Raw genomic sequence first — 15,527 nt, 5'->3', positions numbered from 1 at the left:
CCGAGCATGCCCGCCATCCGACAGGCCATCATTGACCGAATATCAAGACCTCCGCCAGACCAATGCCCTCATTGCGGTGGGAGCCTATCAGTCACGCATTTCAAACTTCTGCCAAAGTAGTGCTAAGCCAAGCTCGGCTACAGCGGCATAGGCAACCCGTAGACTGCCCAATTGGCGGAACAGCTCGAAGAGGGGCTGGAGTTGGCGGTTGATCCTGGCGGTCTCGTTGGTGTCGTTCGCCTCGATGGCCGCTGCCAGCGCCATGGCCTGCACAGGGAGGAAGCCGGCGAGTACGCTGTAGAATCCGTCTGCACCCGCAGCCAAGGCATCCGCCATGCCCCAATCTCCGCTATATCCAATTGCCAGAACACCCGTGGCGCGTGGGTGGAGACACGCCGCCGGAGATGCTCATCCTCGACGAGCCGACCAATCACCTCGATCTCGATTCCATCCGGGCCATCGAGGCCGCGCTGGCGGCATTCGACGGGGCCTTGCTGGTGGTGGGCCACGACGAGGCATTCCTCAAGGAGATCGGCATGGAACGTCGGATCGTGCTGGCATAGCGATGCCGCTCGCACACGCTAACGGACGATAACGGGCATTCCGCCGTGACCGCAGCCACAAAGCCGGTTGTCATTCATCAGCGGAGGTTGCGATGAAACACGATACGAATTTTCCAAGCGCCGGCCTGACCATCGCCGCTTGCCTTTACGTGCCCGACCAGCCGAACGGCGCAACTCTCGTCGTCGGCCATCCCGGCAGTTCGGTTAAGGAACAGTCGCCCGCGCTCTATGCCGAAAAGCTGTGTGTACGCGGCTTTCGCGTGCTGACTTTCGACGCAGCGCGTCAGGGGGCGAGCGAAGGGCTGCCGCGCGGGCTGGAAGATCCCGCCCAGCGTGTCGAGGATTTCAAGGCGGCGGTGTCGTGGCTGGGGACGCGGCCCGGGATCGACGCCGCAAGGGTCGGCGGATTGGGCATCTGCGCATCGGGCGGGTACATCGTGCAGGCGGCCGCGGGTGATCCAAGGATCAGCGCGGTTGCGACCGTGGCTGCGGTGGACGTCGGACGGCAGGTCCGCCTTGGTGCCGACGGAAGACAGCCCCCGGAACTGCTCAAGGCTCTGCTGGAGGGCGCCGCGCGGGCCCGCAGCCGCGCAGCGTCGTCGGGCGAGATCGAGGGCTTCCCCATCTTCCCTCCCGACGAGGCCAGCGCGCGGGCCGAAGGCGTTCATGTCTTCGAAGGCTGGGAGTACTACTGCACGCCGCGCGGCGATCATCCCCGTGCGGCCAGGGCGCTGACCTGGGACAGCATCGATCGCATGGCGACGTTCGATGCCTTGCGCTTCATCGACCTCATCGCGCCCCGCCCACTGCTGATGATTACGGCGGAAAAGGCCGTGACGGCCTGGATGACGCACGAAGCCCATGAACGCGCAGGCAGCCCCAAGCGCCTGCATACGATCGCCGGTGCCACCCACGTCGATCTCTACGACCGCGAAGAGGCGGTCGATGCGGCGGTCGAGCAGCTTGCAGGGTTCTTTGCGGAGGCCCTGTGCCGCACCTAACACCGGATCACAGCAACTAACGGGCGGGCCTGCAAGGGCGCGGCTATCCTGCTCACCTTAGCAAGGAGACCCGTCATGTCCGATCAATCACCCGTAATCCCCCGGCCACGCCGCCGCGAGTTCATCGCCGGCGCGGCCACGCTGGCCTCCGCCATGATGGCGGGTCTGACCCCGGCAAGGGCTGCGGCCGCGAACGTGTCTAATATCCGGCCGTTCGGGCCGATCCGCCAGATCGCCGCCGGGCCGCTCGACATCGGTTACGTCGAGACGGGGCCGTCTTCCGGCCCGGCAGTCCTGCTGTTCCACGGCTGGCCCTATGACATTCGCGCCTTTGCCGAAGTCGCTCCGCTGCTGGCGGCGCAGGGCTACCGTGTGATCGTGCCGCACCTTCGCGGCTTCGGTACGACAACGTTCCGCTCCGCCGAAACACCGCGCAATGGGCAGCAGGCGGCTCTGGCGGCGGACGGGATCGCGCTCATGGATGCGCTGGGCATCCGGGAGGCAGTGGTCGCCGGGTTCGACTGGGGCGCGCGCACGGCGGACATCATGGCCGTGCTCTGGCCCGAGAGGTGCAAGGCGCTGGTATCCGTCAGCGGCTACCTGATCGGCAGCCAGGCGGGCAATGCCAGGCCCTTGCCGCCCAAGGCCGAACTCCAGTGGTGGTATCAGTTCTACTTCGCCACCGAGCGAGGCCGCGAAGGCTATGCGGCAAATACCAAAGCGTTCAATCGCCTGATCTGGGAGCAGGCCTCTCCGCGCTGGACCTTCGACGATGCGACTTACGATGCGTCGGCGGCATCGTTCGTCAATCCGGACCATGTCGCCATCGTCATTCACAACTATCGCTGGCGGCTGGGTCTTGCCGAGGGCGAGCGCCAGTACGATGCCGCCGAAGCGCGCCTCGCCGCCGGGCCGCCCGTCACGATCCCCGCCATCACCATGGAGGGCGATGCCAACGGCGCGCCGCACCCCGATCCCGCCACCTACCGCGCGAAGTTTGCGGGGGCGTACGAGCACCGCCTGATCGCCGGCGGCATCGGCCACAACCTGCCGCAGGAAGCGCCGGTCGCCTTTGCCAAGGCCGTCCTCGATGCAGGCAGGATGGGCGCATGATCCGCCTCTCGACTTGGGTTCTCGGAGCTTCCCTGGTCTTGATGGGAGGCTCCGGCGTGGCCGGTGCGGTACGGCGTGAAGCCGATGCCGCGCCGGTCTACGGTGTGCAGCTTCCCGCCGGATATCGCGACTGGAAGCTCATCAGCGTCGCGCACGAGGCCGGGAAGAACAACGATATTCGCGCCATCCTCGGCAATGACATCGCCGTGCGCGCCTATCGCCAGGGCATCCGTCCGTTCCCCGATGGCGCCGTGATCGTCCGGCTGGCGTGGCGGTATGAGCCCTCGCCGCGCAACGACGCCGTGTTTCCCGCGCCGCAGTCCTTCGTGGCGGGGGAACCGACCAATGTGCAAGTCAGCGTCAAGGATACGCGCCGCTATGCGACCAGTGGCGGATGGGGATACGGCCAGTTCGACGATGGCCGGCCGAACCCTGACGAAACCCTCACACGCTCCTGCGCCGCCTGCCACGCCAGGCTCGAGCCAGGCGACGACCAGGTCTTCACCGCGTACTCGCAGTAAGCCCTGGAGCAAAAAAAGAACCTACGGCCGGCCATCACACTTGCGATGGCCGGCCGTAGGCGATTGCGCACCGATCGGGGAGTGGGGGCTGGATCGGCGCGCAACCGTTACCGCGCGGCGGCGCGCTCGATCAGCTGCGCCACCTGAACCGGGTGCGAAACCATGACGACGTGCGAGGCGCCCTTTATCACCACCGTTTCGCGCGCGCCGGCACGCTGCGCCATGAAGCGCAGGGCCGCCGGGGGAATGTTGCGGTCCGCGTCGCCGTAGACGAACCACGAAGGGATGTGCTTCCACGCCGGAGCGGTAGACGCTTCCGACAGTGCCGCTTCGGCGATCGGGCGCTGCCCGGCAGCCATCAGCAGCGCGTCGGCCTCCGGCACGTCGGCGGCAAACTGGTCGTGGAAGCGGGCCTGCTGGATGTACAGGTCGTTCCCACCGGCAGCCAGCGGCACCGGCGGCGCCAGCGCCGGGCCGAGGGTGCTGCCTGGAAACTTGCCGGTCAGCCCCAGCGCGGTCTCGCCCGCTTCGGGCGCGAAGGCGGAGACATAGACCAGGGCCCTGACGTTGGCAGTGCGCTCGGCGGCCTCGCTGATGACCGATCCGCCATAGGAATGGCCGACCAGCACGACAGGCCCGGCGATGCTCCGGATCACACCCGCCACGACCTCGGCATCTGCCCGGACGCCGCGCAGATTGTCCGGCGCGGCGACGACCGTATAGCCGTCATGCCGCAGCGCCGAGATCACCCCGTTCCAGCTTGATGAGTCGGCAAAGGCGCCGTGGACCAACACCACGGTGGGCTTCTGCGGCTCCTGTGAAGTCTGCGCCCGCGCTCCCGGCGCAAGCAGCCCTGCGGAAAGCGCCAGCGCGCTTGCCAGGATGGTTCTCATGGATGTTTCCTTTCGCTTCAGGCCAGCGCCACGACGGTTTCGATGTTGCCCTTCACCGCCTTGGAATAAGGGCAGGTGCGGTGTGCCGCCTCGATGATCTGGCGCGCGAGTTCGGGAGCGAGTCCCGGCACATGCACGTCGAGACGCGCGGCCAGCGCATAGCCTTCCGCGCCGTGACGCAGTTCCACGCGCGCGTCGATCGCCAGCGCCTCGGGAAGGTCGATACCCTTCGCCTTGGCTGCGATCGCCATGGCTCCTTCGAAGCAGGCCGACCAGCCGGCGGCGAAGAGCTGTTCGGGATTGGTGCCCGCGCCCGAAGTGCCAGGGGTGGACAGCTTAAGGTCGAGGCGTCCATCGGAGCTGCGCGCGGCCCCTTCGCGCCCTCCGGTGACGTGGACGTGCGCGGTGTAGAGGGTCTTGCTCTCGGTCATGGGTCTTCTCCTTGGAAATGATGGGGTCAGCGCAGGGAACGGAAGGCGGCGCGCACTTCGCGGGCGAACAGCGCAGGCTGTTCCCAGGCGGCGAAATGGCCGCCGTCGCTCGCTTCGTTGAAATAGAACAGGTTGGTGTAGCAGCGCTCCGCCCAGCTTCTGGGGGCACGGAAGATCTCGCCGGGGAACACGCTCACCGCCACCGGCAGGTCGATCACTCCGCGCGCATTGAAGTTGTTGGAGTGGTCTTCCCAGTAGATCCGGGCTGCCGACGCGCCCGTCCCGGTCAGCCAGTAGAGCGACATGTCGTCGAGGATCGCATCACGGCCCAGCACGCGCTCGGGCTGTCCGTCGCTGTACGTCCACTGCGCGATCTTCTCGTACATCCACGCGGCCATGCCGACGGGCGAATCCACCAGCGAATAGCCGATGGTCTGAGGGCGCGTGTTCATCATCGCCGCGTACGCCGCATTGTCGCGATAGAACGCTTCCAGCTGATCGAAGGCGGCGCGCTCCTTGCCGGAAAGGCCGAGGGGGGCCGGATCGCCTGCGGCAAGGGTGCGCGCGATGTCGGCCGGCACCACCGCAGGCATGTTGAGGTGGATGCCCAACAGCCCCGGCACTTTCTGCAAGGCCATACGCTGCGAGATCACCGATCCGCAGTCACCGCCCTGGCTGACATACCTGTCGTAGCCCAGCCGCAGCATCAGCGCCGACCATGCTCGCCCAATGCGGTCAGATCCCCAGCCGGACACCGTCGGCTTCGCGGAAAAGCCGAAGCCCGGGATGGAGGGAATGACGAGGTGGAACGCATCGTCCGCACTGCCGCCATGCGCGGTGGGATCGGTGAGCGGAGCGATGGCGTCCAGGAACTCCAGGATCGAGCCCGGCCAGCCATGGGTCAGGATCATCGGCAAGGCATTCTCGTGGCGGGAACGAACGTGAATGAAGTGAATGTCCTGCCCGTCGATCTCGGTCATGAACATCGGCAGGGCGTTGAGCCGAGCCTCGACCTTGCGCCAGTCGTAGGCACCGGCCCAGTAGCTCATGAGCGGTTGCAGCGTCTGGCGGCGCACGCCTTGTCCGTCATCGCTCACCGGCTGGGGATCGGCCCAGCGCGTCTCTGCGATGCGGCGCTTCATGGCGGCGATTTCCGCGTCTGCAATCGCGATGCGGAACGGGCGCACGCCGCCTCCTGCCGTCGCCGCACGGCCGATGCCGGGCACGGCGGCCATCACACCGGCCAAGGCGGTTGCAGCGACGAAGCTGCGCCGGGATGTGGAATTTCCTGCAAACATGTATCTGTCCTCCACCGATCATCCGATCCGATGGCGGCAGGATATGAGCGATGCCTGCGGGACGCCCGTTAGCTGGCGTAATGCCGTGTTAGCGCCTGACTGAACGCCGGTTCGGGCACCGTGACTGTCAAGTGCTAACGCCGCCTGTCAGCATCTGGCGTGAAGCTTCGCCCGGGGCGCCGTAGACCGCGTGCACTCGAAAGACGCAGAACCGCAAAAGGGCATCCGCCATGATTACGAACCGCTCCACAGGTTTTATCGCCGCCGCCCTGCTGGCAGCCGCCGGCACCACCGCCGCGTGCTGCCGCGAAGCCGTTGCCACGACACTGGCCGGTGAAGACGCGATCGCTTCCGCGCCCGCAGATGCCACGCCCCGCCCGCTGCAGGTTATTCGCGGCGCCAGACCCTGGCTGGCGGGCGCCGCGCCGTCGCTGCGAGGCAAGGTGGTTCTCGTCAACTTCTGGACATATTCCTGCATCAATTCGTTGCGGGCGCTGCCTTATCTGCGCGCGTGGAATGAACGATACGGGGACAAGGGCCTTCAGATCGTCGGCGTCCACGCACCGGAGTTCGCCTTCGAACGCGATCCGGCCAAAGTCCGCACGGCCATGCAGGATCTGGGCGTCGAATATCCCAACCTTCAGGACAACGACTATGCCGTCTGGCAGGCTTTCGGAAACGAAGGCTGGCCCGGTTTCTACTTCATCGACGCTGCGGGGCGGGTGCGTGGGTATCGGGTTGGCGAAGGCAATTATGCCGAGGCGGAAAGCCTGATACGCAAACTCCTGGCCGAAGCCGGTCATGACCTGTCGGCCGTTTCCCTTGCCCCGATGGCTTCGATGGGGGTGGAAGCACAGGCGGACTGGTCCCGGCTGCGCTCTCCCGAGGTCTACATCGGCTACGCCAAGGCGCAGGGGTTCGCCGCTCTCGGCGGGCCCATACGCGATGACCCGCGCGTCTATGAGCCGGTGTCCTCGCTATCCCTCAACCATTGGGACCTTGCCGGAAGTTGGACCGTGAAGCGTGAATTCGCGCGGCTGGACAAGGCGGACGGCGCCCTCCGTTTCCGCTTTCACGCACGCGATGCGCATGCGGTCCTGGGCGCGCCTGCCGATGGACAGCCGGTCCGCTTCCGGGTGACGATCGACGGCAAGGCGCCCGGCGCCGATCACGGCGTCGACACTGACGCCGAGGGGTGGGGCGTGGTCCGCCAGGACCGCCTCTACCAGTTGGTGCGCCAGCACGGCCCGATCGTCGATCGCACGGTGCGCGTGGAGTTCGCCCGTCCGGGCGTGGCAGCCTACTCGCTCACCTTCGGGTGATCCGCCCCGGTTCTCGATCCGCGATTGCCCCTCCCCTGCCCGGCGACCATCGTATAGGTAGCTGCATCCTGCCTCCTTGCGGCAGGATAGGGCATCGCATCGGGGCAGATCGACATAGTGGCGGATTTCGAAAGTCAGGAGCTAGGCGAACGAATGGCCTTCGGGCGTTTCTGCGTTCATCCCGGCAAGCGGCTGCTCACGCGAGACTCACAGCCGCTGGAGATCGGCGGGCGCGCGTTCGACCTGCTCATGGCCCTGATCGAGCAACCCGGACGTGTGCTGTCCAAGCGCGAACTGCTCAAGCGCGTCTGGCCTGACGTCGTCGTGGAGGACGGCAGCCTGCGGTTCCATATGGCGGGCCTGCGCAAGCTGCTGGGCGAAGGTTCGGACGGCGGCGACGCCCGCTTCATCGCCACGCAGGTAGGGGTGGGTTATGCCTTCGTGGCTCCGGTGGAGCGGCTTGGACTGGAACCGCCACTGCCGGATCGTGCCGTCACCATGCCAGCGCCGCTCGAGGCGCAGGTCGGCGGGACTACCAATATCCCTCCGCCGCTACCGCACCTGATCGGCCGCGAAGGGGACCTCGATCTGCTGATCGCCCGCGTGGCCGACATTGCGCTGTTCACCGTCGTCGGCCCGGCCGGGGTCGGCAAGACCTCGCTCATGATCGAGATCGGGCACTGGCTGACCGCGCGGTTCAACGGGCGGGCCGTCTTCGTCGATTTCAGCATGCTGGAAAACCCGGCGCTCGTCCCGACGATGATCGCGGGAGCCATGGGCATATCGGTGCAGAGCGGCGATCCGGCCGCGGCGATCATCGGCCATTGCGGCAGCGCCCCGTTCCTGCTCCTGCTCGACAATTGCGAACATGTGATCGACGAAGCCGCCCGGATCGCCGAGCGCATCGTCGAACAGGCGCCGCACGTCCGCATCGTCGCGACTTCGCGCGAGCCGCTGCGGGTTCGCGGCGAGCACGTCCATCGGCTGGATGCACTCGATTATCCGCCGGACACGGACGCACTTACGCGCGAACAGCTGCTGGCCTACCCCGCGCTCCAGCTGTTCCACGAACGCGCGCGCGCTGCGGACAGCGCCTGGGAGATCGACGGGAACGAAGCCCGTCTGATCGCGGACATCTGCCAGCGCCTGGACGGCATGGCTTTGCCGATCGAACTGGCCGCCGTGCGCGCCGCCACACACGGCATTGCCGCCACCGCCCGGCAAATCGGTGAGCGGTTCAGCCTTGCATGGTCGGGCCGCCGCACCGCGCAGCCGCGCCAGCAGACCCTGCGCGCGGCGCTGGACTGGAGCTACGATCTGCTCTCCTCGCAGGAGCGGGTCGTGCTCGACAGGCTGGCGGTCTTCGTCGGCCCGTTTTCGGTCGATGCCGCGCTGGAGGTGGTGTCTGACGCCGCGATCGGTTCGGACGAGGCTGCCATCGCGCTGGACGAACTTGCCGCCAAATCGCTCATCTCCGCCAATCGCGTTCACGGCGCGGGCACGTACCGGCTACTGGAAATGACCCGTGCCTACGCGCGAGAGAAGCTGGCTGCACGCGGCGCCGACGATCATCGCACGGCCACTCGCCGCCATGCCCTGTTCTTCCTCTCGGAACTGGAAGCCCTGGCCGCGCAGGACAGCGCCGCATTCCTGGACGCTCGCGCGCTGCGGCCGCAGCTAGGTAACATCCGCAGCGCGCTGGAGTGGAGCTTCGGGCCGAATGGAGACAGCGGCCTCGCGGTGCGGCTTGCTGCGGCGAGCATGCCGGTGTTCCTCAACCTTTCGCACCTTGTCGAGTGCCGCACCTGGGCGACCCGCGCGATCGCCGCGCTGGCACCGATCCAGCGCGGCACGGCGGTCGAACTGGAATTGCAGGCTTCACTGGGCATCGCCCTGATGTTCGCGCACAGCAACAGCCCCGAAGTGGGCAAGGCGCTGACCCGTGCGCTCGACGTGGCGACCCTGATGGAAGATCATCGTAGCAGCCTCGGCATCCTGGCGCGGCTGCACATCTTCCATGAGCATGTCGGCGACTATGCCCTGACGATGGCCTGTGCCCGGCAGGCCATTGCCGTTGCGGAAGAGATTGCTGATCCGGAAGCCCTCGCGATCGCCTATTCGCTTTCGGGCATCTCGCATTACCAGGCAGGCGACCAGACCTGCGCGCGCCGCGACCTGGAACTGGCGCTGGAGCATGGTTCGGCCTCTCAGGGCAGCCGCTCGGTCGCCCATGGTTTCGATCATCGCAACCGCGCGAGCATCGCGCTCGCCCGCGTCCTCTGCCTGTCGGGCGAGCCGGAGGCGGCGCGGCGTCTGGCGGAACGGACAGTGGCCGAGGCGGCGGCTCTCGACCATCCGGTCACGCATTGCATCGCGCTCATCTGTTCGATGTCGATCGACCTGTGGATGGGTGAATTCGCCCGAGCCCGCGAGACCTTGCCGGTCCTGCGCGATTGCGCACGGGCCAATGCCCTGGCGCCGTATATCGTGGTCGCGCAGGGCTTCGAGGGCGAACTGGCGCTCGAATTCGGACGACATGCCGAGGCGGTGGAAGCGCTGGAGGGCAGCCTACGCCAATTGCGGGAGGCACGGTATGAACTGCTTACGACGCGGTTCTCGCTCGCTCTGGCGCGGGGATTGGCCGCCGTGGGCAGGCTGGCCGATGCGCGCCGTGTAGTGGACACTTCGATAGCACGATGCATCGACACCGGCGAACGTATTGCCCTCGCCGAACTGCTCAGGGTCAAGGCCGCCATCGCCAGTGCCGAGGGCGCCGTCGATGGCGCGCTTGCCCTGCTGGATGAGGCGATAGCCTTGGCCCGGTCGCAGGGCGCTCGTGCCTGGGAGATGAGCGTGGCTGCCGACCGGGCCGGGATGCCTGCCGGCTCGATCAGTCCGGGCGGTTCGGGAATAGTGCGCTGAGGGCTTCGCCTTCGGGGCCCCCGAACACGGTCGCGCGGCTGACGTCCAGCCACCGCGCATGTGCAGCGCGGCGCAACCCTTCCGCCTCGTCGAACGAGGCCAGTGCATCTGTGCCCAGCACCAGATGCGCAGGGATATCCTCGCGCTTCGCCAGTTCGAGGATCACCTGCGCGATGCGGGCCGGGTCTCCCACCTCGTTGCCCGCGTAGGCGCTGATCCGCGACAGCGTCGCACCGACGCTGTCGGCGTAGTCCGGCAGCACGGGCTCAGCGGCGCCGCGACCTGCGGTTTGCGCCCAGTCCGTGCGCATCCCGCCGAGCTCCAGCGCCGAGACCTTGATGCCAAGATGGGCGACTTCGGCCCGCAGCACTTCGGTAAACCCGCCGACCGCCCATTTCGCCGCCTGATAGGCCGAAACGCCGGGCGTGCCCACACGTCCGCCGACGGACGAGACGTTGAGGATGTGCCCGCTGCGGCTGCTCCGCATGAACGGCAACACCGCGCGCGTCATGTTGACCACGCCGAACAGGTTGGTGTCCACTTCCGCGCGGAAATCGGCAGCAGACTTCTGTTCGAAAGCCTGGAAATGGCCATAACCCGCGTTGTTCACGAGCACGTCGATACCTCCGAAGGCAGCGATGGCGGCAGAGGCGGCCCGCAGGGTGTCTGCCTCGTCGGTGACGTCGAGCACGAAGGGTTCGAGACGGTCGCCGTAGATCGCCTTGAGATCGGCGAGGCTGGCCACGTCGCGCGCGGTGGCGAGCACATTGTCGCCGCTTTCCAGCACAGCCGTCAGCACGGCGCGGCCAAGACCGCGCGCGCTTCCGGTGATGATCCAAGTTCTTGTCATGTTATTTCCTTTTCGATGGCGGGGAATATTCAACGGGCAGGCCGCAGGATCGCGCGCGGTTCGAGGTACGCGTCGAGGCCATAGGCCCCGATCTCACGACCGAGGCCGGATTGCCTGAAGCCGCCGAATGGTGCGTGGGGATCATGCGGCGCGCCGTTGATGACGACGCGTCCGGCCACCAATTGTCGCGCGACCCGCATCGCGCGATCCTCGTTCGAGGAGAGGACATAGGCCTGCAGTCCGAAATCGGAATCGTTGGCGATGCCTACGGCGTCGTCTTCGTCGTCATAGGCGATGACGCTCAGGACCGGGCCGAAGATTTCCTCGCGGGCGATACGCATGGTGTTCGTCACGCCAGTGAAGATCGTCGGCCTGGCGAACCAGCCCTTGTCCAGTCCCTCGGGACGTCCCTCGCCGCCGGTCAGGAGCGTTGCGCCTTCTTCCTTCCCAAGCCGGATGTAGGACTGCACGCGCTCCCAATGCGCGGCGTTGGCCAGCGGACCGATGCGCACTTCCGGATCGGCAGGCGCGCCTACCTTGAGCCGTTCCGCTTCCACCTTCAGCCTTGCGGTGATCTCCGCCTCCCGGGAACGGGGCACCAGAATGCGCGAGCCTGCAACGCAGGCTTGTCCGCTGTTGGCGAAACCGCTCATCAATGCGGCGGGGATGGCGGCGTCCAGATCGGCATCGTCGAGTACGATGGTCGGGCCCTTGCCGCCCAGTTCCAGCACCAGCCGCTTCATCGTTTCGAGGGCGCTACGCTGGATGACCCTTGCCGCCGGGGTCGACCCGGTAAAGGTAATCAGCGCCACGTCGGGGTGCGCGGTCAGCGCCGCGCCGACCTCAGGCCCGGTGCCGTTCACGACATTGAGCACTCCCCTTGGCAGCCCCGCTTCGTGCAGGCATTCCAGCAGCACCTGCGTCTGGATCGCACTCTGCTCGGCCGGCTTGATCACGATGGTCGATCCCGAGCCGATCGCATGGGCCAGCTTGGTGGCAATGAAGCCGAAGTTGCTGTTCCACGGCGTGATCGCGCCGACGACGCCCAGCGGCAACATCGTTACCGCGCTGGAACCTGCCGTCCGCTCGAAGGCATAGTTTTCGACCGAAGCCGCCATCACTTCGAAGATGGCGGCGGTGTTCTGAACCGAGAAGGCAGTGAAATAGGCTGGCGCTCCGTATTCCTCGCTCATCGCGGCGGCAAGATCGGTGGCGCGTGCCTTCACGGCGTCGCGCAGGCGGTGGAGCATGGCAATCCGCTCCGCCTTCGAGGTCAGGGCCATGGCCGGGAATGCTTGCCTAGCCGCTGCCACTGCGATGCGCAGATCCTCCGCGTCACCCAGCCGCACCGTGCCTATCCTGGCTTCGGTAGCCGGGTTGAAAAGGTCGAGGCATCGGGTGCCGTGCGGCGTCACGAAGGCGCCGTCGATGTAGATTCTGTCGATATTGCGCATTGTCGTCTCCATTCGTCATCAACGATATGGCGCACGCCTCATGATCCGATTAGAAGCGCAATCGGAGACAGGCTGATGAGAGATATTGCGCAATGCCGAAAGCCAGTCTTGCCGAGCTGGAAGCCTTCGCCACGGTCGCACGCAGGGGCGGCTTTCGCGCCGCCGCGCGCGAGTTGGAGGTTTCCTCCTCCGGCCTGAGCCACGCGATCGCCGCGCTGGAAGAGCGCATGAACGTGCGGCTGTTCAACCGCACCACCCGCAGCGTCGTGCTGACGGCGGCAGGTGCGCAGTTCCTGGAGGAAATCCTCCCAGCCCTTGCTGCGATCGACGGCGCGATCGAAAATGCCGGAGAGCACGTCGGCGAGCCGTCCGGCGTGCTGCGGCTGAACATGGCCGCTGGCGCTGGACATTTCGTAATGGAGCCGTTGATCCAGGAGTACCTGAAGCGTTTCGCCCGGATGCAGGTGGAGATCATCACCGAAGCCGCTCTGGTCGATGTCATCGGCAAGGGCTTCGATGCAGGTGTCAGGCTGCTGGATGCCATTCCGCCGGACATGATCGCGGTTCCCATCATACCGGACCTTCGCTTGGTCGTGGTCGGCGCGCCGGCCTATCTGCAGGGCCGTGCACCGCCCCTCGTCCCGCGCGACCTGCTGTCGCATGACTGCATCCGCTACCGTCTGGGCAGCGGGCGCATCTACCATTGGGAATTCGTACGAGACGGCGAGCGGATCGAACTGGATGTGCCCGGTCGCCTCATCGTCGATGACAGCGGCCTGATGCTCGACGCAGCCCTGAACGGCATGGGACTGGCCTACCTAGCGGAGCAAACCGTAGCGCCGCACGTCGAGGAAGGACGGCTGACCCGGCTTCTGGCAGACTGGATGCCAGCGGAACCGCCCTTGTGCCTCTACTATTCGGGGCGCCGCCAAGTCCCCGCCAAACTGCGCTTTTTCATCGATCTTGTCCGCAGCCATGCCAGGAAACTGAGACGTGCCTGACAGCGGCCTCGTTGCATCCTTTCGGTGATACTTGACTGATCGTTCCATAACCCCTATCTCGCACAGTATGGCAAGACCAAGGGAATTCGATCAGGACAAAGCGCTGAGCGCGGCCATGGCGGTATTCCGTGAATATGGCTTTGAAGGCACGTCGGCCGGGATGCTGGTCGAAGCGATGGGCATCGGGCGGCAAAGCCTTTACAACACGTTTGGCGACAAATGGCAGCTCTACCAGATGGCCCTGCGCCGTTATGCTACCGACGAAACGGGCGAGCATATCGCCATGCTGCAAAGCAAGCCGCGTGCTTTCGATGGCATAGTGTCGATGGTAGATCGCGTCGTCGCCAATGCCCGGGATGCCTGCTTGGGGGTCGGCTCGATTTGCGAGTTCGGCCGCAGCCGCCCGGAACTGGTGGCAATCCGCGACACGGCTGACCGTGCCATGCGGACGGTCCTGACCGCTACCATAGCGCGGGCGCAGGCCGAGGGTGACGTGGCGCTGGATTTGGCGGCCGATATCATAGCCTCATTCATCGTCATGAGCTTCTCGGGTTTGCGGATTGCCGCGCGCGCTGGCGCAAGTGACGAAGACTTGCGTACGCTTGGCGACCTTGCCTTGCGCGCCTTGCGATAGACGCGGGCGCGCCTTTTTATTTGCTCTATTTTGGAATGATTGTTCAATAAAGGAAGCTGACATGCAGGCGATTGTGATGACCGGAACGGGAAGCGCGGATGTGCTCGAACTGGTGGATGTACCAGAACCGCATCCGGCGCCCGGTCCGGGCGAGGTTCTCGTTCGGATTGCCGCTGCGGGCGTCAATTTCATGGATATCGGCGTCCGCCAGGGCATGGCCTGGACGGAGATGCCCAACCCCAAGATCCTGGGTGTGGAAGGCGCGGGATGCATCATCGCGGTAGGACCCGACGTTTCCATGGCGGTGGGCCAGCGAGTCGCCTGGGTCTACGCGCCGGGCAGCTACTCAGAGAAGATCATACTGCCCGAAGCGGCGCTCGTGCCGATCCCTGACGGAGTGGACGACGGAACTGCAGCCGCGATCATGATGCAGGGGCTCACGGCGAGCCATTTCGCCACCGATTTCCACCCTGTGCAAGCGGGTGAAATCGCCCTCGTCCATGCGGCGGCGGGCGGACTTGGACTGCTGCTGACCCAGATCATCAAGAAGCGCGGAGGGAGCGTCATCGGCCGCGTGTCGAGTGCTGACAAGGTGGCAATCGCCATGGAAGCGGGAGCAGACCATGTCATCGTCGACACCAAAGGCGATTTCGCTTCGCAGGTACTGGCACTGACACGCGGCGAAGGCGTGCATATCGTCTATGACGGGTCCGGGCCGACGACGTTTCAAGGATCGATCGATTCCCTGCGCCGCAGCGGTACGCTCTGTTGGTACGGCCCGGTTCTAGGTGGTCCCGGCCCGATCGATATCACGAGACTGCCGAGGAGCATCAAGCTCGGCTACGCGGTTTTCTCCGACCATATCCATAGCCCCGAACTGCTTCGCGAGCACGCCGCCCGCCTGTTCGATTGGGTCGTGCGCGGGGATCTTAAGGTCCGGATAGGCGGCATCTATCCACTGGCGGATGCCTCCCGCGCGCACCGCGACATGGAGAGCCGGGCAACCACCGGCAAGCTGCTGCTGATCCCCTGATTTTCCCAAGCATCATTTTCCAGAAAGGACCTGCCATGAATATCGAACCCATTACCAAGACGGCTCTTGTCTTCGGCGGATCACGGGGCATCGGAGCCGCTGCCGTCAACCGGCTGGCGCAGGACGGCTATGCCGTCGGCTTCACATATGCCAATAGCGAAGAGCAGGCCACGGCACTGGTCGAGGCTATCGCCTCCAAAGGGGGCGAAGCCCTGGCGGTCCGCGCCGACAGTGCGGACGCTAGCGCGATCTCCGCAGCAGTTGTGCAGTTCATCGACCGTTTCGGAAAGATCGACCTCGTGCTCGTCAACGCAGGCCTGTTTCGCATGAATACGATCGATGCAGTCGGGCTGGATGAACTGGATGACCTGCCCCCCGTCAGTCCCTCGATCATAACGAGAGTCCAGCGGTTGAATACGATGGCCCGGACGCCTGCACAAGCGCGTCGGGCATGATGGTCTCGTCCTGCACGAAGGCTCGACGCGCTTGTG

15 protein-coding genes and 1 pseudogene are annotated in these 15,527 nt (G+C 65.7%); 10 read left to right on the top strand and 6 right to left on the bottom strand.

Translation table 11 applies throughout. The features are described from left to right. Positions 1-87 precede the first annotated feature (87 nt). Positions 88-360, bottom strand: coding sequence for a dihydrodipicolinate synthase family protein (locus V2S85_RS25640; protein WP_330705624.1), 273 nt, complete (start codon positions 358-360; stop codon positions 88-90). 26 nt (positions 361-386) lie between these two features. Between V2S85_RS25640 and V2S85_RS25635 the strand changes: the two are divergent. From V2S85_RS25635 to V2S85_RS25620, 4 genes and pseudogenes are all read left to right on the top strand, one after another. Beyond that, a pseudogene (locus tag V2S85_RS25635) lies at positions 387-563 on the top strand (ABC transporter ATP-binding protein); the annotation flags it as partial. 92 nt (positions 564-655) lie between these two features. After that, positions 656-1,564 carry an alpha/beta hydrolase gene (locus V2S85_RS25630; RefSeq protein WP_330705623.1) on the top strand — a complete coding sequence of 303 codons (909 nt, stop codon included), beginning with the start codon at positions 656-658 and terminating at the stop codon, positions 1,562-1,564. A gap of 75 nt (positions 1,565-1,639) precedes the next feature. Then, complete coding sequence (locus tag V2S85_RS25625) at positions 1,640-2,677, top strand: alpha/beta hydrolase (RefSeq protein ID WP_330705622.1); 1,038 nt, start codon at positions 1,640-1,642, stop codon at positions 2,675-2,677. Further along, positions 2,674-3,198: a cytochrome P460 family protein gene (locus V2S85_RS25620; RefSeq protein WP_330705621.1), complete on the top strand. Its 525-nt coding sequence runs from the start codon at positions 2,674-2,676 to the stop codon at positions 3,196-3,198. The genes V2S85_RS25625 and V2S85_RS25620 overlap by 4 nt, the downstream gene beginning before the upstream one ends. Before the next feature lie 107 nt (positions 3,199-3,305). Here V2S85_RS25620 and V2S85_RS25615 read toward each other — a convergent pair whose 3' ends face one another. From V2S85_RS25615 to V2S85_RS25605, 3 genes are read right to left on the bottom strand one after another with little or no spacing between them, the layout of a single operon-like run. After that, positions 3,306-4,091, bottom strand: a complete 786-nt coding sequence (locus V2S85_RS25615; RefSeq protein ID WP_330705620.1) for an alpha/beta hydrolase — start codon at positions 4,089-4,091, stop codon at positions 3,306-3,308. A gap of 17 nt (positions 4,092-4,108) precedes the next feature. Beyond that, positions 4,109-4,522 (bottom strand): organic hydroperoxide resistance protein, encoded by a 414-nt coding sequence (locus tag V2S85_RS25610; RefSeq protein ID WP_330705619.1) that lies wholly within the window; start codon positions 4,520-4,522, stop codon positions 4,109-4,111. 26 nt (positions 4,523-4,548) lie between these two features. Next, positions 4,549-5,820 carry an epoxide hydrolase gene (locus V2S85_RS25605; RefSeq protein ID WP_330705618.1) on the bottom strand — a complete coding sequence of 424 codons (1,272 nt, stop codon included), beginning with the start codon at positions 5,818-5,820 and terminating at the stop codon, positions 4,549-4,551. 230 nt (positions 5,821-6,050) lie between these two features. Here V2S85_RS25605 and V2S85_RS25600 point away from each other — a divergent pair, with 230 nt between their 5' ends. Together V2S85_RS25600 and V2S85_RS25595 are read left to right on the top strand one after the other, a co-directional pair. Beyond that, positions 6,051-7,142 carry a redoxin family protein gene (locus V2S85_RS25600; protein WP_330705617.1) on the top strand — a complete coding sequence of 364 codons (1,092 nt, stop codon included), beginning with the start codon at positions 6,051-6,053 and terminating at the stop codon, positions 7,140-7,142. Positions 7,143-7,295: 153 nt separating this feature from the next. Beyond that, on the top strand, positions 7,296-10,064 hold the full coding sequence (locus tag V2S85_RS25595; RefSeq protein WP_330705616.1) for a winged helix-turn-helix domain-containing protein: 2,769 nt from the start codon (positions 7,296-7,298) through the stop codon (positions 10,062-10,064). On the opposite strand, the gene V2S85_RS25590 is transcribed toward V2S85_RS25595, so the two are convergent. Both V2S85_RS25590 and V2S85_RS25585 read right to left on the bottom strand, forming a co-directional pair. Continuing rightward, positions 10,033-10,914 (bottom strand): SDR family NAD(P)-dependent oxidoreductase, encoded by an 882-nt coding sequence (locus V2S85_RS25590; protein ID WP_330705615.1) that lies wholly within the window; start codon positions 10,912-10,914, stop codon positions 10,033-10,035. The genes V2S85_RS25595 and V2S85_RS25590 overlap by 32 nt on opposite strands. Before the next feature lie 29 nt (positions 10,915-10,943). Next, positions 10,944-12,368, bottom strand: coding sequence for an aldehyde dehydrogenase family protein (locus V2S85_RS25585; protein ID WP_330705614.1), 1,425 nt, complete (start codon positions 12,366-12,368; stop codon positions 10,944-10,946). A gap of 92 nt (positions 12,369-12,460) precedes the next feature. Between V2S85_RS25585 and V2S85_RS25580 the strand changes: the two genes are divergently transcribed. The 4 genes from V2S85_RS25580 (at position 12,461) to V2S85_RS25565 (ending at position 15,491) form a co-directional block, all read left to right on the top strand. Further along, entirely contained in the window at positions 12,461-13,369 is a 909-nt protein-coding gene (locus tag V2S85_RS25580; RefSeq protein ID WP_330705613.1) for a LysR family transcriptional regulator, read from the top strand. Between the two features lie 115 nt (positions 13,370-13,484). Continuing rightward, positions 13,485-14,003 (top strand): TetR/AcrR family transcriptional regulator, encoded by a 519-nt coding sequence (locus V2S85_RS25575; protein ID WP_330705612.1) that lies wholly within the window; start codon positions 13,485-13,487, stop codon positions 14,001-14,003. A 61-nt stretch (positions 14,004-14,064) separates the two neighbouring features. Next, positions 14,065-15,036 (top strand): quinone oxidoreductase, encoded by a 972-nt coding sequence (locus V2S85_RS25570; protein WP_330705611.1) that lies wholly within the window; start codon positions 14,065-14,067, stop codon positions 15,034-15,036. 35 nt (positions 15,037-15,071) lie between these two features. Continuing rightward, positions 15,072-15,491 (top strand): SDR family NAD(P)-dependent oxidoreductase, encoded by a 420-nt coding sequence (locus V2S85_RS25565; RefSeq protein ID WP_330705610.1) that lies wholly within the window; start codon positions 15,072-15,074, stop codon positions 15,489-15,491. Positions 15,492-15,527: the final 36 nt, after the last annotated feature.

Origin of the sequence: Novosphingobium resinovorum, assembly GCF_036352595.1 — a bacterium.
Taxonomy (GTDB): domain Bacteria; phylum Pseudomonadota; class Alphaproteobacteria; order Sphingomonadales; family Sphingomonadaceae; genus Novosphingobium; species Novosphingobium resinovorum_B.
Note: the sequence above shows the minus strand (reverse complement) of the source record. Positions and strands in the feature narration are given on the sequence as shown.